We start from the raw sequence: 18,084 nt of genomic DNA, 5'->3' as shown, positions 1-18,084 counted from the left end.
GCGCCTTCCGGACCGGGTCTTGCCACTTTAGCCGTGTGACACGGGTGGACAAGGGATTAGTTCGCTGTGCCGCCATCCACTTGCGCCCGGCCAAGGCACTGGCCAATCGCTGCCAAGGCAGCGTAGGGCAGGGCGCACGCGCTTTCGATAATCGGCCCGACACCCGTCCCTACCGATTGCGGAGCGCGCCATGCACAACAATAACAATGCCCAACGCCGTATCCTGCCGCTGCTTGGCGGCCTTGCCAGCCTGGCCCTGAGCCCAATGGCCAGCGCCGAAATCATGCTCTATGACAAGGACCAGACCACCTTTTCCACCGACGGCTACATCAACGCCTTCTACGTCAACAGCGATATCGACCGGGCTGGCGAGCAGTACGACCGGCGCCAATCGCGGGTAAAAATGGGCTTTTTGCCCAACACCCTAGGCTTCAACATGACCCGCCAGATCGACGATCTCAAGCTCGGCGGGCGCTCCTCGTTCTGGGTCACCATCAACGACAGCGAGACCAACGGCACCGACACTGCCATCGATGTGCGCCAGTTCTACGGCACCGTGGCCAACCCTGAATGGGGCGAAGTGCTGATCGGCAAGGATTTTGGCCTGTTCGCCCGCTCCAACATCCTCCTCGATGAACTGCTCGCCGGTTACGGTCAGGTCAGCGATACCCTGGGCCTGGTGGACGGCGGCGGGGTGTCGTTCGGCAACATCGGCAGCGGTTACCCGTACCCGTTCCCGACCTCGCAGATCACCTACCGCAGCCCGCAAATGGACGGCCTGCGCATCGCCGTGGGCATCATGGACCCGGTCGATACCAACGATGACAGCGCGGTGGGCAAGGCCTACCAGGAAAATCCGCGCACCGAGAGCGAGATTACCTACCAGTTCGACCTGGCCGGCGCGCAGATCTACAGCTGGCTCAACGGCAGCTACCAGACCTCCGACAACACCGACAGTACGGTCGAGTCGGTGACCTCCAAGGGCGTGGGCTATGGCGTGCAGGCCAAAATGGGGGCGTTTTCCCTGACCGGTTCTGGCTTTACCGCCAAAGGCATCAACCCGTTTTTCACCAACAATGCCGGCGAGGCGACCCTGCGCGAGGTCGACAGCAAGGGCTACCTGCTGCAGGGCTCGTATCGCTTGGGCAAGAACCGCCTGGCGCTGTCGTATGGCAAGACCAAGGATGATGGCAATGGCGCGGTCAATACCGGGGCCGATTATCAAACCCGCGGCATTGCCCTGTTTCACGACATCAATGACAACCTCAAATTGGTCGCCGAGTACAACCAATTCGAGATCGAAGGCCATGAAGGGGATGCGCAGAACGAAGACACTGACACCTTCGCGGTGGGCGCAGTGCTGACCTGGTAGCGCGCAAGGCTTGCGCACCAAATAAGCGCCTGGTGCTTATTTAATGCCACCGGTCAGGCCGCTTCGGAAATAAAGCGAATCCGCGCTTATCGCCGTACTCCCACACTATGTACGGCGCAGCGCTGTGCATTTTCCCAAGCCTCATGAGGTTCATGACCATGGCTAACAAAGAAAGTGGCAAGTCGGGCAGTCAGGGCGGCACCAAGAACCCTGGCAATTTCGCCAATGACCGGCAGAAAGCCTCCGAGGCTGGCCGTAAAGGCGGCCAGCAATCGGGCACCACTACCGACCGCAGCGAGTCGGGCCGCAAAGGTGGCCGCTCGTAAATGAAGCACGCAGTGCCGTTTGCGCGGCACTGCGTTTTTTATTCGCAGGAGGACAGCCCATGCGCCTGGTATCTACCGTTTGCCTGTTGAGCAGCCTTGCACTGCTTGGCGGTTGCTTTGACCGAGACACCGATCATCCGGCCGAAGACGCCGACCAAAGCAAGCCTTCCCTGCAAATGCAAAAACCCGATCAACCTGCACCGCAGCCAACCCCCGGCCCTGAGCCGATCCCCCAAGACAGCAAACGTCCGTAGTTGGGCAAGGAGTCAGGCATGACGGTGATGACCCGCAAGACTGACCTGCTGGTACCGGCCCAGAGCAGCAGCCTACAGCAGCGCTACCACGCCTTGCTGCAAGGCGGCAACGGCGCGCAGTGGCTTGCCGAGCAGTTGCAACGGGCCGCGCAAATGCCTGATGACCTGCCTGATGATCCGCAGCAACTGGCGCAGTGGAGCGCACACGCCGCTGCCCGGGTCGCGCGTGACTACGCTACCTATCTCCAACAGCGCCGCCAGGGCGAACCCCGGCGGTATTTCGCCAACCGGGCGCAGGCGCTGTGGTACTTGCAGCAAGTCGCTCCGACCAAGGCGGTCGATGGCGCCTGGTTGCACGGCACCTTGCACCAGTGGCGCGACCCACGCTACCACGGCCTGATCCGCACTTATCTGGAAGAGCTGGGCGACGGCGATTCGCGCTGTAACCATGTGTTGATCTACCAGCGCCTGCTCAGTCGCCTGGGTTGCCTTGAGTCGATCGCGCTGGACGACGCCCGCTATCTACAAGGCGCTGTGCAATTGGCCTTGGGGCAGAACACCGAGCAGTTCCTGGCTGAAGTGATCGGCTACAACCTGGGCTACGAGCAACCGCCGCTGCACCTGTTGATCACCACCTACGAGCTGGCTGAGCTGGGTATCGACGGGCACTATTTCCAGCTCCACGTCACCATCGACAATGCTGCCAGCGGCCATGCCCAGCGCTCGATCCAGGCACTGCTGCACCTGTGTCCGCAATCAGATCCGCAGGCGTTCTACCAACGCGTGCGAGGCGGTTATCGCTTGAATGACCTGGGCGTTCCGGCCGCCGAGTTGATAGCCCGTTTTGACCTGCAAGGCGAGCTGTTCGCAGCCCTGGAGCGCAAGCGTGGGTTTGGCCAGTTCATGCACTCTGACCACTGCAAGCTGCAAGGCCGTACGGTCAACCAATGGCTGGCAGGCTCAGAGGCGATCGCCGAGTTCGTCCAAGCCATGCAAGCGCAAGGCTGGATAAAGCGCAATCAAGCGCCGGATCAGAGCCGCTTCTGGGGTTTGATTGAGGGCCCTTCGGCCGCTATGTTCGGGGTGTTCAGCGCCTACGAGAAGCAGCTTTGGTACGACTGGATTGCCGGTGACTGGCAAGGGCCCAAACCGCGCCGGCTGATACCCGGCAGCTGGGAGGCTGATTCATCCGTGCAACCCTCGGCGGCCGACCCGGCACTTGAGCCTATTGACGTACTGATCGAGCGGATGGCTGGCAACCGTCACGCATTGCCAGAAGGCCTGCTGGCGACCCAGGCGTATATCCGCGCCACCGGGCTTACCCAGGAGGGCGCGCACTGATGCAACTGTCCCAGGGGCAAATCCACGCCGACCAAGCCCTGCTGCAGCTGGGCCAACGCCTACGCGCCGATGGCTACCGCTTTACCTGCGTCACGCCCGCCACCCATGCGCGCAACAACGCTCGCCCCGGCGCCGAGCAGGCGCACAATGTGCGCGATGTGTTTGGCTGGAGCCGACCGTTTGCCCCCTCGCTGGTGTCTGCCGATGAGCTGGCACTGCTACACAGTGCGCAGGTTGTCGAGCAGCAGGCTGAGCTGCTGCGCAGCAAGGTCCGCTGGTCGAACCTGGATGAGCTGCTGCTGGTGCACTCAGCCTATCCTACCGAGGCCAGTGACGCGGTGTTTTTCGGCCCGGACAGCTACCGCTTCGCCCAGGTCATTGGCGATCATCTACAACGCAGCCCCGAGCCGGTCCAGCACGCCGTCGACATCGGCTGCGGCGCGGGTATTGGTGCGCTGTTGATCGCCCAGGCCGCACCCCATGCGCAAGTCAGCGCGGTCGACATCAACCCCCTGGCGCTGCGCTACACCGCGATCAATGCCGCGTTGGCCGGGCTCAGCAACGTGTCGGTCGAGCCGAGCGACCTGCTCCAGGGGCTGACGGGCAGCTTCGACCTGATCGTCGCCAACCCGCCGTACATGCTCGATACCCAGCAGCGCCAGTATCGCCATGGTGGCGCTGCGCTCGGCGCTGAGCTGTCGATGCGGATCATCGAGCAAGCCTGCCAGCGCCTGAGCCTTGGCGGGACCTTGCTGCTGTACACCGGCGTTGCCATCGTCGAAGGTCGCGATGCCCTCCTGCAAGCTGCCCGCCAATGCCTGGCGGGGCCGCGCTGGAGTTGGCTGTATCAGGAGCTGGATCCGGATGTGTTTGGCGAGCAACTGCTTGAGCCTGGCTATGAGCAGGTCGAGCGCATCGCCGCGGTTGCCTTGCGCGTTACCCGCATTGGCTGACGGGCCATGTACCGGCCATGTACCTTTGGCATCGAGGAGGAATACCTGTTGGTGGACCTCGCCAGCGGTCGTGTGCTGGCCTCACCCTCGCCAGCGATAGCCCGGCGTTGCCGAGAAGTCGCCGGCAGCTACTTTGCCGAAGAAATGTTTCGCAGCCAGATCGAAATCGCCTCACCGGTGTTTGCCAACCTGCACCAGGCACGAAGCTTTGTCGTTGAATACCGGCAACGCCTGAACCAAGCACTGGCCGAGGAGGGCGCTGGCCTCTACTGCGCTGCCAGCCACCCCAGCGCCCATTGGCGGCGACAACGACCGCGGACCTCAACGCACTTTCGGCAGTTGTTCGACGACTATCAGCAGGTGGCCAAGCGCAGTCTGTTATCTGGCCTGCACGTGCATGTCGGCGTGCCGCCCGGCTGCGATCGCATGCAGTTGATCAACCGCGTGCTGTATTGGCTGCCGTTGCTGCTGGCCATGAGCACCTCTTCGCCGTTGTGGAGCGGGCAGAACACCGGCTACATGAGTTATCGGCGGGTGATCTGTGGCGAGTGGCCGCACATGGGGCTGCCCGAGCCCTTGGCCGACTGGGCCGCCTACCAGCGCTATCGCGCCTTGCACCAGCGCACCGGCGCCCTGGCCAAGGACGGCGCGTTCTGGTGGGCGATACGGCCCTCGCAGCGCTATCCCACGGTCGAGCTGCGCATTTGCGATGCCTGCCCGCAGCTGGAGGACGCGCTGGCCATCGCTGCTGTATTTCGTCATCTGGTCGAGCAGTGCGCCCTGGCGCATTACAGCCCCTTGCCACTCAGCCGTGAACAGCACTGGATTACCCAGGAAAACTACTGGCGCGCGCTGCGCTACGGCCGCCACGGCCAGTTCCTCGGCGTTCATCAGCAACAGCCGGTCACCGCCCAAGCCTGGCTGGCGCAATTGCGCAGCCAGCACCCACCGGATACCGCAGATGCCGAGCGAGCCTTCATCCATGGTCTGAACATCCTTGAGCACGGCACCAGCGCCGATCGCCAGCTCAGCTGCCTGGCAGAGGCGCGCGGTGCCGGGCTGGACAGCGCCAAGGCATTGCATCAGGTGGTCGCTCAGGTACTGGCCGAGGGCCGCAGCAGCGCCAGCGGCGCAAAACCGCTGCCATAGGGCAATACGATTAAACCTTCGCGCCAGCGCGCAGTCAGTGCAAGTAAGAGCCCGCGAAAGCGCGGGTCAAGGAGGTGGCTGATGAAACTCCTCTGCCTACTGCGTGGCTGCCAGTGGCGCACCACACTCAGTGGTGAAATTGCTGGCCTACAGTGCCAATGCTGCGAGCGTTGCGGCGCCTTGCGCTACTGCCAGTCTGGCCAAACCTGCCAACCCTAGGAGCTGACCGACCATGGCCCGGGCAATCTGGAAAGGCGCGATTAGCTTCGGCCTCGTGCACATCCCTGTCACCCTCAACACCGCCGTGCGTACCGAGCGGGTCGATTTCGACTGGCTGGACAAGCGCAGCATGGATCCGGTCGGCTACAAACGGGTGAACAAGGCCACCGGCAAGGAAATCGACAAGGACAACATCGTCAAGGGCGTGCAGTACGAGAAAGGCCGCTACGTGATCATCAGCGAAGAAGAAATCCGCAATGCCCGGCCGGAAGCGACCCAGACCATCGACATCTTTTCGTTCGTCGAGGCCAGTGACATTCCCTTGCAGCACTTCGATACCCCCTACTACCTGAGCCCAGACCGGCGTGGCGGCAAGGTCTATGCCTTGCTGCGCGAAACCTTGGAAGGCACCGGCAAGGTGGCCCTGGCCACGGTGGTCTTGCACACCCGGCAACACTTGGCGCTGCTGCGGCCGCTTGAGGATGCGCTGGTGATGATCACCTTGCGCTGGCCCGAGGAAGTGCGCGGCATCGATACCCTGGAGCTGGACAAGAGCGTGACCGACAGCAAGCTCGACAAGCGTGAGCTGGACATGGCCAAGCGGCTGGTGCAGGACATGAGCGGGCCGTGGAACCCCGACGAATATCACGATGCCTTCCGCCAGACCATCATGGACCTGGTCGAAGAAAAGGCCAGCAAAGGCAAGATCAGCGTGGTGGAGAAAGCCGAAGGCGAGGGCGCTTCGAAAGGCGCCGATATCATCGACTTGACCGAGCTGCTCAAACGCAGCCTGGGTGGCAAGGGGGCGCCTGCGCCGAAGAAGAAGGCTGCACCGGCCAAAGAAACTGACAAGAAACCAGCCAAGCGCACGCGCAAGGCTTCTTGATCTTATGGGGACTGTATCGGCCTCTTCGCGGGCAAGCCCGCTCCCACAGGGATCTAGGTGTTCTCCAGTGCGCGCTGTGCTTGTGGCTCCAATGACCTGAAAACACCGCGATCCCTGTGGAAGTGGGCTTGCCTGCGAAGAGGCCAGCACAGCCCCTCAACACTCACACAGTAATCTAGTTGTTCTCCAGTGCGCGCTGTACTTGCGTCTTCAAAAGGCACAGCCCAGACCTGAAAACACCACGATCCCTGTGGGAGCGGGCTTGCCCGCGAAGAGGCCAGCACAGCCCTCAACACTCACACAGTAATCTAGGTGATTTCCAGTTTGCGCTGTGCTTGCGTCTTCAAAAGGCACAGCGCAGATCTGAAAACACCGCGATCCCTGTGGGAGCGGGCTTGCCCGCGAAAAGGCCAGCACAGCCCCTCAAACACTCACAGTTTCCAACCCCGCCAGATAATCCCCAAAGCCTTCGCGGGCACGGCTGTCCCGCCGGCTACTGGTCGCGACACTGTGCTTGGCCGTCCAGACGATCTGCGCTCCGTGGGCTTCCAACGCACGTACCAGATGCACATCTTCATGCGCCGGCAACGGCGCGAACCCGCCCACTTTTTCATACGCCTTGGCGCACACGCCCAGGTTCGCCCCGTGGATATGCCGATGCCCTTCACGCGCTTCATAGCGGCTGCGATACAGCTCGCGTAACGCCGCCTTCTGCCAGGGCTGCCAACGCTCGATGTGCACGGTGCCGCACACAGCATCCGCAGCGCACGCCAGCTGCCACAGCAACCAATGACTGGGCACGCGGCTGTCGGCGTCTGTACAGGCCAACCACGAGGCGCCGCGCTCAAGCATCAGCGCTGCCCCGGCACGCCGGGCAAGGCCGACGTTACCCGCATCGACGGCGAGCGTGGCGACCCCGTGGCGATCCGCAACGCCAGCACTGCCGTCGCTGCAGCGATCGAGCACGACCAACACCTCGACCCGATGGCCTGCCTGCTCGGCCAGCAGAGCGGCGGCCTTGACCGATTTCAGGCATCGCCCCAGACGCCGGGCTTCGTTATGCGCGGGGATGATCACTGCAATCATTCGCACCTCTCATCCAGGTCGACCACGCTGGGCTGACATGACCAGTATTCGAGCAGAAAATCGGCTTCTTCATGGCGAAGCACGGGGTACAGCGGCAAATGCTTGGCCAGCAGGTCATGCACGTGGCGGCCATCCTGCGGGCAACCGGCAATCGGATGGCGCCAATGACAAGCCAGCAGGCCGCCGTCGTAGTCAAGGCTGGCGACCGATTGCTCGATGACTTGCAGCCAATCGGTCGGATCCAGGTAATAACCCACTTCACTCAACACGATCAGGTCGAAGCGTTGCCCCGGCCAGTCTGCGGGCAGGTGGCCTTGTTCGACGCGGGCATGATCCACTCCGGCCAGTCGCTCACGGGCAAGGTTCACTGCAGTGGGGTCGAGGTCCTGGCACAGCAAGCTGGCACAGCGATCGGCCAGCAATACGCTGAGTTCGCCATTGGCGCAGGCCGGCTCGAACACTCGCTCGTAGCATTGGCGTTGCAGGCTGGCCATGACCAGGTCGCGCTTGCGCCGCTCGTACCAGCGGGTGCGAAAGGCCCAGGGGTCATCATTACCGGCATACAACTGGGCGAAGTACTGCGCATCGAGGCTCATAGGAATACCAATTCGAAAGGTTGCAGTAGGCAATCGAGCAAACGTTGGGGCAGCACCGCTGGCGTGTCGCCGTCAGGCTGCAACTGGCTGGCATGGGCGGCGAGCGCCTGACGCTTACGGGCCACAAGGGCCTCATCCAACTGGATACGATGCGCCCGTGGCCAAGGCAGGCGCGGGTCGTCTGGGGTCGCCCAGTGCCAGGCCCATACCGGCACCTCGGCCAGCTGCGCCTTGCGCGCCAGCGCCGCTTGAGCGGCAGCACGACCCACCGCCTCGTGATCGCAATGGCCATCGTTGCGCCAAGTGGTCAGGAGCAGGTCGTCGGGCTTGAGCAGCTGGTTCAGGTGATTGACCAGAAACGCCTCGTCGCGGGGCAGGGCGCCGTCTTTGAGGTTTAGCCGCCGCCAGTCCAGGGTATTGAGGTCCAGTTCCAGTTGTTGCAGGGCATGGCGACTCTCCAGTGGGCGCTGGCGGCGCAGGCGATGCTCGGTCCATTGTGTCGAATGTGGGTGACTGCCTTCGCCATCGGTGACCGAGATCAGCACCAGCTCCTGTTCACGGCCCTTGAAGCTGGCCAGCAAACCGCCAGCCATGAGGATTTCATCGTCCGGGTGCGGCGCCACCAGCACCAGGCGGCGGCCTGGCGGACATAGCTGCTGGGGGGCGATCCAACTGGCCCGGGCCAGGTGCGCAGAGTGTTGCCAGTCGGCCCACGGGGTGCCAGTGCTGGACTGGATCAGGTTTTCGCTCATAGTTGCCAGGCTCCTGTTGGCAGCTGCGCCAGCTGTACGCCAAGGGCAGCCAGATCGCGTTCGGCATGGCTTTGCCGCAGATAGACCGGCAGGTCGGCGCTGAGCCTGGCGAAGTGACTGTTGCGGCAGAACGGGGTGGCGCCAAGGGCGCGGCCGACGTGCTGGATCACGCAGTCCACCGCCAGCTCGACTTGGGCGCGGGTGCGGCGTACCTGCAAACTGGCGTCCGCCATCGGCTGCTGGTCGATCCAGCTGGCACATTCGCGCAGGGCGGCGCTGGCACCCAGGAGCGCCGCATCTACAGCGCCAAGGTGGGCAGCGGCGTGCGGCTCGGGGCTCGGCTTTGCGCAATGCGCACGCAAATACCCAGCGAGCGCCTGCGCCGCGCCATACCAGCACGCGGCGATCCCTGCGCCGCCGTGCCAGAACCCAGGGCGGGCCAGGTACTGACCCGGTTGGCCCACCGCGGTGCCAAGCGAGTCGTCGAAGAGGATATCGGCGCTGGCAGTGCTGGCCATGCCCACCGCCTGCCAATGATCCGCCGCAAGAGTGAGACTGGGATCGGACAAATCGATGGCCACCAGTTGCGGCTGCTGATTCTGGTCCCAGGCCGTGATCAACGCGCGGTCGATCTGCAAGGCACCCGAACACCAGGCCTTGCGCCCGCGCAGACGCAGCTGGTCGCCGGCACGGTCGACGATCTCTACCCGAGCATCGGGCGGCTCAGCGGCGTACACCCCCCAGATGCCATCATCTGCCAGTTCCGGTGCACCGCATTCGGCCAGAATCGCCAGGGCGTCGGTGTGCCCTTCGTAGAGCTTGGCCAGTGCCAGGTCGCAGCCAGCGACTTGCGCCAGGATCTGCCAACGTTGCAGGGTCTGGCCTTGACCTGGCAACGGCAGCACATCCAGATGATCGGCCTGCAGCGCGCGCATCAGCTGCGCCAGCTGATCCTCGATCAGCAGCGGCTGCTTGCGCTCGGCGAATGCCTGTAGCAGGCCTTCCAGGCGCGGTGGGGCAAGATGTGAAAAGGTATTCATGTCTGCGACTCCATGCTCATGTTCTTCTTCCAGCCGCGCAGGTTCATGGCTGCCAGGCAGAACTGCAGCACGATCAGCGCCCAGGCCTGGATCTGCCAGCCCCACAGCACCCACAACACGTTGCTGGTGATAAAGCAGCAAAAACCCAGTCGCCGCCGCCCGGGCTGGCGCGAGCCAATGCACCAGGCGGCCAGTACGGTCAGGAGCATGGCGGGCCATTGCAGCATGTCGATCCAGCGTTCCATTACGTCAACCCCAGCTGCTTGCGCATCCGCGCGGTAATCATCTGGCGGGTTTTGCCTAACTGCGCCCAGGGGTCATCGACCTCGGCCAGACGCTCGCGAATAGTGCTGATAGTCCATTGATTGGCGGCCTTGAGCTGGGTCAGCTCTTCGCGCCAGATCGGCACCGAGACCGGTAGCCCTTCGCGCGCGCGCAGCGAATAGGCGCACGCGGTGGTGGCGCCTTTGCCGTTGCGCAGGTAGTCGATGAAGATCCGTCCGACGCGGTTTTTCGGCCCGGACACCGCACTGAGCCGATCCGGAAACAGCTTGGCCAGGTAGTCGACGATGGCGTGACTGAAGTCCTTGACCTGGTCCCAGCTGTCGCGCCGGCTCAGCGGTATGACCAGGTGCATGCCCTTGCCGCCGCTGGTCTTGAGGAACACCTTCAAACCCAGCTCATCGAGCAGGGTCAGGGTCAACTGGGTCGCCTCGACCATCGATTTCCACGGCAGCGCAGGGTCTGGGTCGAGGTCCAGGACGAACCGATCGGGCTTGTCGAAATCCTTGTCGGTGGCGTTCCAGGTGTGCAGTTCGAGCATGTTCATCTGCACCGCGCCCAGTAACGAGTCAGGCCGATTGAGGACCATCGCCGCCTGGCCCGCCTCGGCTTTTTCGTAACTGAGCACGCCTGGGATGTGCAGCTGGCCGGCATTTTTTTGAAAGAACAGCTCGCCGCTTAGCCCCTCAGGGGCGCGGACCAGCGCCACGGGGCGGTTTTTCAGCTGGGGCATGAGCCACTTGGCGACGTCAGCGTAGTACTCGGCGATCTCGCGTTTGGTCACACCCGTGGTGGCGTCGATGACCCGCTCGGGGTGGGTCAGGTGCAGGTCGCTCAAAAGCGTGTTCTCCTTGTTCTTGGCGGTTTTGTTCGCCGGGCGTTCCAGGTCGATCGACTGCGCCGGCTTGTCGTCGCGAAGGCCATGAAACACCGCATGGCGCACCACGCCGTCGCGGGTCATCTGGGCATAGGCGACCTCGGCCAGCAGCGTCGGCTTGAGCCAATGCACGCCACGCGCCTCGGCGCCTGTGGGTGGCTTGGCCAGGGCGGATTTGCCGACCTCAAGGGGCTTGAGCCGGGCATGAATACTGGCCAGGGTGGTGGCGGTGAACCCGGTGCCGACCTTGCCGGCATAGCGCAGCGCGCCGCTGTCGCTGTCATGCAGCGCCAGCAGCAAGGCGCCGAAGCCACTGCGGCTGCCCTTGGGATCGGTGTAGCCGACGATGACGAATTCCTGGCGCTGTTGGCACTTGAGCTTGATCCAGTCATTGCTGCGGCGGCTGACGTAGGGGCTGTCCAGGCGCTTGCCAATCAGCCCTTCAAGCCCCAGGCGGCAAGCACTGTCGAGCAACGACTGCACCGGCTCATCGAAATCGGCGGAAAAATTGAGCACATCGCTGCGATCTTTCTTCAACAGCTTGGCAAGCTGCTCACGACGCGCCTGCAGCGGCGCCTGGCGCAGGTCCTGGCCATCGAAGAACGGCAGGTCGAACAGGTAGTAGCTGATCTGCTCGTCGCGCTCGGTGTCGAAGGCGTTCTGCAACGCTTGAAAATCAGCCACGCCGTTGTCGCCAGTGACCACCATTTCGCCGTCGAGCCAGGCGGACTTGAGCTTGAGCTTGCGCAGCGCCTGCACCTGATGCGGCATCTTCGCGCTCCAGTCATGGCCGTTGCGGGTGAACAGGCGCACGTCCTCGCCATCGATGCGGGCCAGAATCCGGTAGCCGTCGAATTTCACCTCATAGTGCCAATCGCCGCTGGGTGGGGAGTCGACCAGGGTCGCCAGTTGCGGCTGCAAATGATCAGGCAACGCTGTCTTGGCTGTAGAGCTGGCGCGCTTGCGGCTGGCCGCGGGGCGCTTGGCCGGTTGGTCGGCGACCTTGGCGCGCCGGGACACCAGCGTGCGATCACTGAGCACGCTATCAGGTTGCGCCTCGACGATGCTGTATTCGGCTTCGCTACGCGCCTCGTCATCATGCGACTTGACCAGCATCCACTGCTCTTTCTTGCCTGCCAGATGAGTGCGAAACAGGTTCCACACCCCGGAGAGCTTTTCTCCTTGCAAGCGAAAACGCAGCTTGCCCTTGGCGTAGCTGGCATGCGGATCGCCTTCGGGCTCCCAGATGCCGCGGTCCCAGACGATCACATCGCCCGCGCCGTAGTGCCCCTCGGGGATATTGCCCTCGAAATCGGCGTAATCGAGCGGGTGATCTTCGACGTGCACGGCCAGGCGCCGGACCTTCGGATCCAGAGACGGCCCCTTGGGGATGGCCCAGCTTTTCAGCGTGCCATCGAGCTCCAGGCGAAAGTCGTAGTGCAGGTGGCTGGCATCGTGTTTCTGGATGCAGTACTGCAAGGCATGCACCTGCTTGCCGCGCTGGCGCTTGCCAGCAGGCTCAGGGGTAGCGCTGAAGTCGCGCTTGCGTTGGTACTCCTGCAAGGGTTTGGCCATGGCCGGCTCCGGGACGATTCGCGGGTCTCTAGAGGTGGGAGAGGCCGGCGCCAGACAGAGTTCAATCTGTTGGCAGGCGCCACCTGGCAGAAACTCTGAATCATTGCCAGGGGTTGGCAGTCGACCGAATGAACCCTTTGCCGGAGAACCAAGATGGCCCAGCCAGATGATCGGAAAAACCGCCCTCAGGTCGAGATCGACGACACCGAGGACCGTATGGGCAGCGTCCACGAACTGGATTTCGACGAGCGCAATGACCAGCGCCGAGGCCGCATTGGCGATGAGCGTCCGGCACGCGAAGTGGACCACGAATACCCCGCCCGGCGCGTTGCCGAGAGTGGCATGACCGGCGGTGAGGCGCTGAGCGACAGCCTGCACGAGGACAACGTCACCCTCGACGACCTTAGCCCCGACACCTTGTATGACGAGACCGGTGCCCGCGATGCCGATGAACTGGGTGACGGCGATGGCCCGGCTGATCAAACCCTGCGCGAAGTCGAGGCCAATGAGATTGGCGGTGGGATTGGCCTGGATGAAGCAGAGCTGGCCCGCTCAGCACCGCTGGACGGCGAGCCCTGGACCGATGAGGTCTCGCCGGTTGATTCGCACGATGAAGAGAAAAGGAGCTGACCATGAAAGAGCAACGCTGCGCCTGCCCACACTGCAATTGCACGGTAGACGCCAATGCCGTGCAGCAAGGGGGCAAGGCTTATTGCTGTGAAGCCTGTGCCACGGGGCATCGTAATGGTGAACGGTGCCGGATGGGGGGTTGTTCCTGCGGCAAGCCTGATCCATCTGAGCAGACCTAAGTTTTTGGGGCCGCGCTGCGGCCCTTCGCGGGCGAGCCCGCTCCCACAGGGACGGCGGCGAGCCAAGATAGCGTCGTATCAGAAAGATACCTATTTTGAAGTCCACGCCGTCCCTGTGGGAGCGGGCTAGTCGGGGCGCCGAACCGCCGCGAAGGGCCGCAAAGCGGCCCCAACAGCCATCTCACCGGTCAATGAGTCTGCCAGATACCATTGTTCCGCTCACAATCGTTACGCGCCTGCCCCAGGCTTGGGGTGTCGTAGTAGTAGGTGATCACCCGCGCATCCTTGGGCAGAGCTGGCCGGGTCGAGGGTTGGTCACTGCCAGCGGCTTTCGGATTGGCGAGCGATTCCTGGGTCAACGGCGCGATGCAACTGCCAACGCTGCCATCGGCGCAGCGGGCGACCTTGTGCTTCTCGGTGCTGAGCATGTCCTTGCTTTCATTGCTGCACGACCAGTTGATCGCTTCGGCAGGCATATTGCTGTAGCTGTAGCAGGTATGTCGGTCCACCGGTTTGACCGCCTCGCTGGACGAACGCGTGATCACATCGCAGGCCTCGGCCAGCACTTGGGTGCTGGTCAAGCTTGCCAGCACCAACAGCAGAACAGGGACACGCATGGCTAACCTCCTGGGCCGTCGGCCCTTGTTCAGGTCTTGCGCAATGTCGCCTTGCCCTGCTGGCGCATGGCCCTGGCGCGCTTTTCCAGGACCAGATAGGCGACCACCGCCAGCAGTAATGGAATCAGGTAATACAAAGTGCGATAGCCAAGCAGCGCCGCCACCAGCGTGCCCTGGCCCAACTGCCCATGGAGCAGGGCGAGGAACACCGCTTCGAGCACCCCCAGGCCTGCCGGGATGTGCGCCACTACACCGGCCACACAGCTGATCAGCAAAATACCCAGCACCGAGGGGTAGAACAGCTCATGCGGCAACAGCCAATGAATCAGTGCGGCCATCAAGGCCCAATTGCTGGCCCCCAGTGCTACCTGACACAGCGCCAGGCGCAGCGAGGGCAGGGTGATCTCATGCTCACGCCACTGCCAGGTACGCCGCTTGGCAAAGGCGCAGGCCAACAGGTATCCGGTAACGATAGCCAACAACAGAAAACCGATTAGCTGTAGCCCGCTAACGCCCACTGCCCAGCTGTCCGGCAGCTTGACCTGACGTGAAGCGAACACCACCCCAGCGAGCAGCATGTAGCCCATCCAGTTGGTCAGCAGACCCAGGGTGAGGATCTTGGTGATGGTCGCGGTATCCAGCCCTAGCCGGCCATACAGCCGATAACGCAGGGCCACGCCACCCACCCAGGTGGTGAAATTGAGGTTGAAGGCATAGCAGACGAACGCCACCGGCAATACCTGGCGCGCCGGCAACGAGTGCCCCGTGTAGGCCCGGCCGAGCAGATCGTAGCTGGCAAATACCAGATAGCTGCATAACGCCAGCACCAGGCCGATCACCAAGGTGCTGGGTTTATAGGCGAGCAACGATTGGCGCACCTCGTTCCAGTCCAGATTGCGCGCCAGGGTATACAGCAGCACAGGAATCAGGATCAGGAACGCCACGGTGAACAGCCGTTTGGCCCAGGTATGCCAGCGCTTGGTCTGCATCAGGTCTTACCCTCGTGAAAGTTGGCGTGGCTATCGGTGTCCGGTTGCAGCGATTGCAGGCGCTGGCGATGGGCCGGGAACCAGCCGGCGACGCGGGGGAACCAGCGGGTCAGGTGGAAACCCATGAAAATCAACGGTGCCCGCCACCAATAGCCGCGAATCATCCGCTCCAGGGTTACCGCCTTGCATTGCTGCATGGCCAGTTCGCTGAGGTGCTTGTAGAGCATCTGGTTGAAGGCGCGATCGCGAATCAGCAGATTGGCCTCCAGGTTGAGCGACAGGCTCAACGGGTCGAGGTTGCTCGAACCGACCGTCGACCACTCCTCGTCGACCAGCGCAACCTTGCCGTGCAGCGGCCGCTGGCAGTACTCGTGAATGCGCACGTTATCGCGCAGCAGGTAGTTATAGAGCAGCCGGGACAACGCCCGGACCCAGCGCATGTCCGGTTGCCCTTGCAGGATCAAGGTCACCTCGACCCCGCGGCGGGCGGCATTGCGCAGTTCTCGCAGCAAGCGATAGCCGGGGAAGAAGTAGGCATTGGCCACTACAATTCGCCGCTGGGCCTGGCGAAACACCTGCAGGTACTGCTGCTCGATATCGGTGCGGTGGCGGTTGTTGTCGCGCTCCACCAAGACCGCACTGGCGTTGCCGGTAGGCGCGCTGACTGGCCGCACCTGGCTTGGCGGTTGCAGGACGGGCGCCAGTAGCCGTCGGCTGGACGCATGGACCTGGGCCACCACCGGCCCTGTGACTTCCACGGCGTAATCCTGCTTGGCCATCGGCCCGAATTCGCCCAAGTGGTCGAGGCAGTAGTTGATTCCGCCAATAAACGCCCGCTCGCCGTCGACCACGACGATCTTGCGGTGCAAGCGACGGAACAGGTTGGTGCGCATCCCGACCAGCCGCGGCTGCGGATCGAAAGCATGGAAACTGACCCCAGCCTCGGTCATGGCCGCGATGAACTGATCGGTCAGGTCCGCTGTGCCGTAGCCGTCGACCGCCACTTCGACACGCACGCCGCGCTTGGCAGCGTCGATCAGCACTTGCTGCAACTGCTGGCCGACCTTGTCCTCGAAGATGATGAAGGTTTCCAGCAGGATCTCTTCACGCGCCTGGGCCATGGCCTCGAACACGCGCGGGTAGTACTCCTCGCCATTGATCAGCAGCTGTACACTGTTGCCGTCTGTCCAAGGGGTTTTCACAGGCTCACCTCCGCAACCAAGGGCGCATGGTCAGACAAGTGCGACCACGGGTATTTGGCCAACACCTGGGCTTTGCAGGGCATGGCGTTACGCAGGTAGATGCGGTCCAGCCGGAGCAACGGCAGGCGTGCCGGAAAGCTGCGGGCGGGCGTGCCAAAGTGCTCGCCGAACGCCTCTACCAGCCGCTCCGATAGCAGCGCATCAGCCTTGAGCCGCCAGTCATTGAAGTCTCCGGCGACGATCACCGGCGCCTTCGCTGGCAGGCTGTCAAGAAACTCCAACAGCAAACGTACCTGGCGCTGGCGATGGGCTTCGCGCAAGCCCAAATGCACGCAGATGGCATGCACCTGCTCATGCCCAGGCACTTGCAGGCGGCAATGCAACAAACCGCGCTGCTCGTTGCCGGCAATACTCACATCCAGGTTGTGGTATTCGCTGATGGGAAATTTCGACAGCAGCGCGTTGCCGTGGTCACCGTCGGGGTACACCGCATTGCGCCCATAGGCGAACTGCGGCCACATGCTGTCGGCAAGAAACTCGTACTGCGGGGTCTGCGGCCAGGCGGCATGGCGCTCGGCATGGCGCTCGTGGCTGCCATGCACCTCCTGCAAGAACACCAGGTCAGCCCCCGTGGCCCGCACCGCTTCGCGCAGCTCGGGCAGGATGAAACGCCGATTGAAGAAGGTGAAGCCCTTGTGCACGTTGATCGTCAGCACATTGAGCCGGTGCACCGCTGTATCGCTGTTGGTGATCTGGCGAGGGTCGGTAAGCGGTGAGTTCACAATTCTACCTCCGGTTCCACGCCGGGCTCGGTCACCAGCTCACCATCGAGATTGAGCTTGGCCAGCAGGCGGCGGGCGTCATAGGGCGCATGGACCTTCTGGTCATTATCGAAATAGCAGTACACATCTCGCGAACGCCGTTTGCGCGGCGCGTGCGCGCTGACCAGCTGGACATCTGCCGGCTGCTCACCCTGGCTCCAGGCTTCGACGCGCATGCGCCAACGGCGTAGGGCGCGCGAGGTATAGCCGCTGCTGTACAGCTCGACATCGCCATGCAAGCGCATATAGACGAAATCGGCGGTCAGATCTTCGACGTAGGGCCATTTGCCGGCACTGTCGGCGACCACCAGAGCGACATTGTGGGTACGCAGCAGCTTGATGAACGACTCACAGAGAAAGCTCTCGTGGCGGATCTCCACGGCATGGCGCAACGGCGCATCGCCCTTGATCTGGGTACCGCTATTGCCCACCAAGCGCTCGGCGCAATGCTGGGCACAGCGCCGGGCGGCCTTGCGATCGAACGGCAACAGCTCGAGAAACTGGCTGAAACGCTCCTCGTCATAGTGCATGTTCGGTGGAAACTGCCAAACAATCGGCCCGAGCTTGTCGCCCAGCAGTAAGGGGCCGGAGGCGAAAAAGTTGGCCAGCGGCTGTTCGATGTCTTTAAGCCTGCGCATATGGGTGATATAGCGCGGGCCCTTGACCGAAAACACGAAGTCCTGCGGGGTTTGCTCAGCCCAATGAAGATAGCGCTCTGGCGTTTGCAGGCTGTAGAACGAGCCATTGATCTCGATGCTGTTGACTGCCCGCGAGGCGAACGCCAGTTCGCTGTCCTGGGGCAGCCCCTCGGGGTAGAAATCTTTGCGCCAGGGGCCATAACGCCAGCCTGAAATACCGATACGGATCTCGCTCACACTGCCTCCTTCAATCCTGGAACGGGAATCAGGCAATCCTTGAGTTGCGACCTTGGCGCGCCG

At 62.9% G+C, this 18,084-nt stretch carries 21 protein-coding genes; 10 read left to right on the top strand and 11 right to left on the bottom strand.

What is annotated here, in order from left to right; translation table 11 throughout:
- Window positions 1-190 precede the first annotated feature (190 nt).
- The 8 genes from AAZU54_RS09185 to AAZU54_RS09150 all read left to right on the top strand — a co-directional run bounded on the left by AAZU54_RS09185 (window position 191) and on the right by AAZU54_RS09150 (window position 6,500).
- Window positions 191-1,372, top strand: coding sequence for a porin (locus AAZU54_RS09185; protein WP_434727037.1), 1,182 nt, complete (start codon window positions 191-193; stop codon window positions 1,370-1,372).
- A gap of 158 nt (window positions 1,373-1,530) precedes the next feature.
- Window positions 1,531-1,698 carry a general stress protein gene (locus AAZU54_RS09180; RefSeq protein WP_186554448.1) on the top strand — a complete coding sequence of 56 codons (168 nt, stop codon included), beginning with the start codon at window positions 1,531-1,533 and terminating at the stop codon, window positions 1,696-1,698.
- A gap of 59 nt (window positions 1,699-1,757) precedes the next feature.
- Window positions 1,758-1,952 (top strand): hypothetical protein, encoded by a 195-nt coding sequence (locus AAZU54_RS09175; protein WP_186554449.1) that lies wholly within the window; start codon window positions 1,758-1,760, stop codon window positions 1,950-1,952.
- A gap of 18 nt (window positions 1,953-1,970) precedes the next feature.
- Complete coding sequence (locus tag AAZU54_RS09170) at window positions 1,971-3,293, top strand: iron-containing redox enzyme family protein (RefSeq protein ID WP_186554450.1); 1,323 nt, start codon at window positions 1,971-1,973, stop codon at window positions 3,291-3,293.
- Window positions 3,293-4,246, top strand: coding sequence for a methyltransferase (locus tag AAZU54_RS09165; RefSeq protein ID WP_434727036.1), 954 nt, complete (start codon window positions 3,293-3,295; stop codon window positions 4,244-4,246). The genes AAZU54_RS09170 and AAZU54_RS09165 overlap by 1 nt, the downstream gene beginning before the upstream one ends.
- Window positions 4,247-4,252: 6 nt before the next feature.
- Window positions 4,253-5,395 (top strand): carboxylate-amine ligase, encoded by a 1,143-nt coding sequence (locus AAZU54_RS09160; protein WP_434727035.1) that lies wholly within the window; start codon window positions 4,253-4,255, stop codon window positions 5,393-5,395.
- A gap of 81 nt (window positions 5,396-5,476) precedes the next feature.
- Window positions 5,477-5,614, top strand: coding sequence for a PSPA7_2676 family Cys-rich small protein (locus AAZU54_RS09155; protein WP_186554453.1), 138 nt, complete (start codon window positions 5,477-5,479; stop codon window positions 5,612-5,614).
- A gap of 13 nt (window positions 5,615-5,627) precedes the next feature.
- Window positions 5,628-6,500: a Ku protein gene (locus AAZU54_RS09150; RefSeq protein WP_186554454.1), complete on the top strand. Its 873-nt coding sequence runs from the start codon at window positions 5,628-5,630 to the stop codon at window positions 6,498-6,500.
- Window positions 6,501-6,923: 423 nt separating this feature from the next.
- Here AAZU54_RS09150 and AAZU54_RS09145 read toward each other — a convergent pair whose 3' ends face one another.
- Genes AAZU54_RS09145 through ligD form a run of 6 tightly spaced genes read right to left on the bottom strand, consistent with a single transcriptional unit; the run spans window position 6,924 to window position 12,708 of the window.
- A complete protein-coding gene (locus AAZU54_RS09145; protein ID WP_434727034.1) occupies window positions 6,924-7,586 on the bottom strand; it encodes a glycosyltransferase in 663 nt (220 codons plus the stop codon).
- A complete protein-coding gene (locus tag AAZU54_RS09140) occupies window positions 7,583-8,182 on the bottom strand; it encodes a class I SAM-dependent methyltransferase (RefSeq protein WP_434727033.1) in 600 nt (199 codons plus the stop codon). Before AAZU54_RS09140 ends, AAZU54_RS09145 begins: the two co-directional genes overlap by 4 nt.
- The gene (locus tag AAZU54_RS09135) at window positions 8,179-8,934 is read right to left on the bottom strand and encodes a PIG-L deacetylase family protein (protein WP_312156478.1); all 756 of its coding nucleotides are present in this window, start codon (window positions 8,932-8,934) and stop codon (window positions 8,179-8,181) included. The genes AAZU54_RS09140 and AAZU54_RS09135 overlap by 4 nt, the downstream gene beginning before the upstream one ends.
- Complete coding sequence (locus AAZU54_RS09130; RefSeq protein ID WP_434727032.1) at window positions 8,931-9,974, bottom strand: acyl-CoA dehydrogenase; 1,044 nt, start codon at window positions 9,972-9,974, stop codon at window positions 8,931-8,933. Before AAZU54_RS09130 ends, AAZU54_RS09135 begins: the two co-directional genes overlap by 4 nt.
- Entirely contained in the window at window positions 9,971-10,219 is a 249-nt protein-coding gene (locus AAZU54_RS09125; RefSeq protein WP_186554459.1) for a hypothetical protein, read from the bottom strand. Before AAZU54_RS09125 ends, AAZU54_RS09130 begins: the two co-directional genes overlap by 4 nt.
- Window positions 10,219-12,708, bottom strand: a complete 2,490-nt coding sequence (gene ligD / locus AAZU54_RS09120) for a DNA ligase D (protein WP_186554460.1) — start codon at window positions 12,706-12,708, stop codon at window positions 10,219-10,221. Before ligD ends, AAZU54_RS09125 begins: the two co-directional genes overlap by 1 nt.
- Window positions 12,709-12,861: 153 nt before the next feature.
- On the opposite strand from ligD, the gene AAZU54_RS09115 reads away from it, so the two are divergent.
- Together AAZU54_RS09115 and AAZU54_RS09110 are read left to right on the top strand one after the other, a co-directional pair.
- On the top strand, window positions 12,862-13,338 hold the full coding sequence (locus AAZU54_RS09115) for a phosphotransferase system, HPr-related protein (RefSeq protein ID WP_186554461.1): 477 nt from the start codon (window positions 12,862-12,864) through the stop codon (window positions 13,336-13,338).
- 2 nt (window positions 13,339-13,340) lie between these two features.
- Window positions 13,341-13,517 carry a metallothionein gene (locus AAZU54_RS09110; RefSeq protein ID WP_312152666.1) on the top strand — a complete coding sequence of 59 codons (177 nt, stop codon included), beginning with the start codon at window positions 13,341-13,343 and terminating at the stop codon, window positions 13,515-13,517.
- Window positions 13,518-13,705: 188 nt separating this feature from the next.
- Here the strand turns inward: AAZU54_RS09110 and AAZU54_RS09105 are convergent, their stop codons facing one another.
- From AAZU54_RS09105 to AAZU54_RS09085, 5 genes are read right to left on the bottom strand one after another with little or no spacing between them, the layout of a single operon-like run.
- Window positions 13,706-14,134, bottom strand: coding sequence for a hypothetical protein (locus tag AAZU54_RS09105; protein ID WP_186554463.1), 429 nt, complete (start codon window positions 14,132-14,134; stop codon window positions 13,706-13,708).
- A 29-nt stretch (window positions 14,135-14,163) separates the two neighbouring features.
- The gene (locus tag AAZU54_RS09100; RefSeq protein ID WP_186554464.1) at window positions 14,164-15,123 is read right to left on the bottom strand and encodes a lysylphosphatidylglycerol synthase domain-containing protein; all 960 of its coding nucleotides are present in this window, start codon (window positions 15,121-15,123) and stop codon (window positions 14,164-14,166) included.
- Window positions 15,123-16,325 (bottom strand): cardiolipin synthase ClsB, encoded by a 1,203-nt coding sequence (gene clsB / locus AAZU54_RS09095; RefSeq protein WP_186554465.1) that lies wholly within the window; start codon window positions 16,323-16,325, stop codon window positions 15,123-15,125. The genes AAZU54_RS09100 and clsB overlap by 1 nt, the downstream gene beginning before the upstream one ends.
- Window positions 16,322-17,107 carry an endonuclease/exonuclease/phosphatase family protein gene (locus AAZU54_RS09090; protein WP_434727031.1) on the bottom strand — a complete coding sequence of 262 codons (786 nt, stop codon included), beginning with the start codon at window positions 17,105-17,107 and terminating at the stop codon, window positions 16,322-16,324. Before AAZU54_RS09090 ends, clsB begins: the two co-directional genes overlap by 4 nt.
- Window positions 17,104-18,021 (bottom strand): DUF72 domain-containing protein, encoded by a 918-nt coding sequence (locus tag AAZU54_RS09085; RefSeq protein ID WP_367616020.1) that lies wholly within the window; start codon window positions 18,019-18,021, stop codon window positions 17,104-17,106. The genes AAZU54_RS09090 and AAZU54_RS09085 overlap by 4 nt, the downstream gene beginning before the upstream one ends.
- Window positions 18,022-18,084: the final 63 nt, after the last annotated feature.

It is taken from the genome of Pseudomonas sp. Je.1.5.c, from assembly GCF_051129895.1.
Taxonomy (GTDB): domain Bacteria; phylum Pseudomonadota; class Gammaproteobacteria; order Pseudomonadales; family Pseudomonadaceae; genus Aquipseudomonas; species Aquipseudomonas urmiensis.
Note: the sequence above shows the minus strand (reverse complement) of the source record. Positions and strands in the feature narration are given on the sequence as shown.

Bases quoted from the DNA above. Each gene is read 5' to 3' on its own strand.
- AAZU54_RS09185 (WP_434727037.1), top strand. From the start codon at position 191: ATGCACAACAATAACAATGCCCAACGCCGTATCCTGCCGCTGCTTGGC.
- AAZU54_RS09180 (WP_186554448.1), top strand. From the start codon at position 1,531: ATGGCTAACAAAGAAAGTGGCAAGTCGGGCAGTCAGGGCGGCACCAAG.
- AAZU54_RS09175 (WP_186554449.1), top strand. From the start codon at position 1,758: ATGCGCCTGGTATCTACCGTTTGCCTGTTGAGCAGCCTTGCACTGCTT.
- AAZU54_RS09170 (WP_186554450.1), top strand. From the start codon at position 1,971: ATGACGGTGATGACCCGCAAGACTGACCTGCTGGTACCGGCCCAGAGC.
- AAZU54_RS09165 (WP_434727036.1), top strand. From the start codon at position 3,293: ATGCAACTGTCCCAGGGGCAAATCCACGCCGACCAAGCCCTGCTGCAG.
- AAZU54_RS09160 (WP_434727035.1), top strand. From the start codon at position 4,253: ATGTACCGGCCATGTACCTTTGGCATCGAGGAGGAATACCTGTTGGTG.
- AAZU54_RS09155 (WP_186554453.1), top strand. From the start codon at position 5,477: ATGAAACTCCTCTGCCTACTGCGTGGCTGCCAGTGGCGCACCACACTC.
- AAZU54_RS09150 (WP_186554454.1), top strand. From the start codon at position 5,628: ATGGCCCGGGCAATCTGGAAAGGCGCGATTAGCTTCGGCCTCGTGCAC.
- AAZU54_RS09145 (WP_434727034.1), bottom strand. From the start codon at position 7,586: ATGATTGCAGTGATCATCCCCGCGCATAACGAAGCCCGGCGTCTGGGG.
- AAZU54_RS09140 (WP_434727033.1), bottom strand. From the start codon at position 8,182: ATGAGCCTCGATGCGCAGTACTTCGCCCAGTTGTATGCCGGTAATGAT.
- AAZU54_RS09135 (WP_312156478.1), bottom strand. From the start codon at position 8,934: ATGAGCGAAAACCTGATCCAGTCCAGCACTGGCACCCCGTGGGCCGAC.
- AAZU54_RS09130 (WP_434727032.1), bottom strand. From the start codon at position 9,974: ATGAATACCTTTTCACATCTTGCCCCACCGCGCCTGGAAGGCCTGCTA.
- AAZU54_RS09125 (WP_186554459.1), bottom strand. From the start codon at position 10,219: ATGGAACGCTGGATCGACATGCTGCAATGGCCCGCCATGCTCCTGACC.
- ligD (WP_186554460.1), bottom strand. From the start codon at position 12,708: ATGGCCAAACCCTTGCAGGAGTACCAACGCAAGCGCGACTTCAGCGCT.
- AAZU54_RS09115 (WP_186554461.1), top strand. From the start codon at position 12,862: ATGGCCCAGCCAGATGATCGGAAAAACCGCCCTCAGGTCGAGATCGAC.
- AAZU54_RS09110 (WP_312152666.1), top strand. From the start codon at position 13,341: ATGAAAGAGCAACGCTGCGCCTGCCCACACTGCAATTGCACGGTAGAC.
- AAZU54_RS09105 (WP_186554463.1), bottom strand. From the start codon at position 14,134: ATGCGTGTCCCTGTTCTGCTGTTGGTGCTGGCAAGCTTGACCAGCACC.
- AAZU54_RS09100 (WP_186554464.1), bottom strand. From the start codon at position 15,123: ATGCAGACCAAGCGCTGGCATACCTGGGCCAAACGGCTGTTCACCGTG.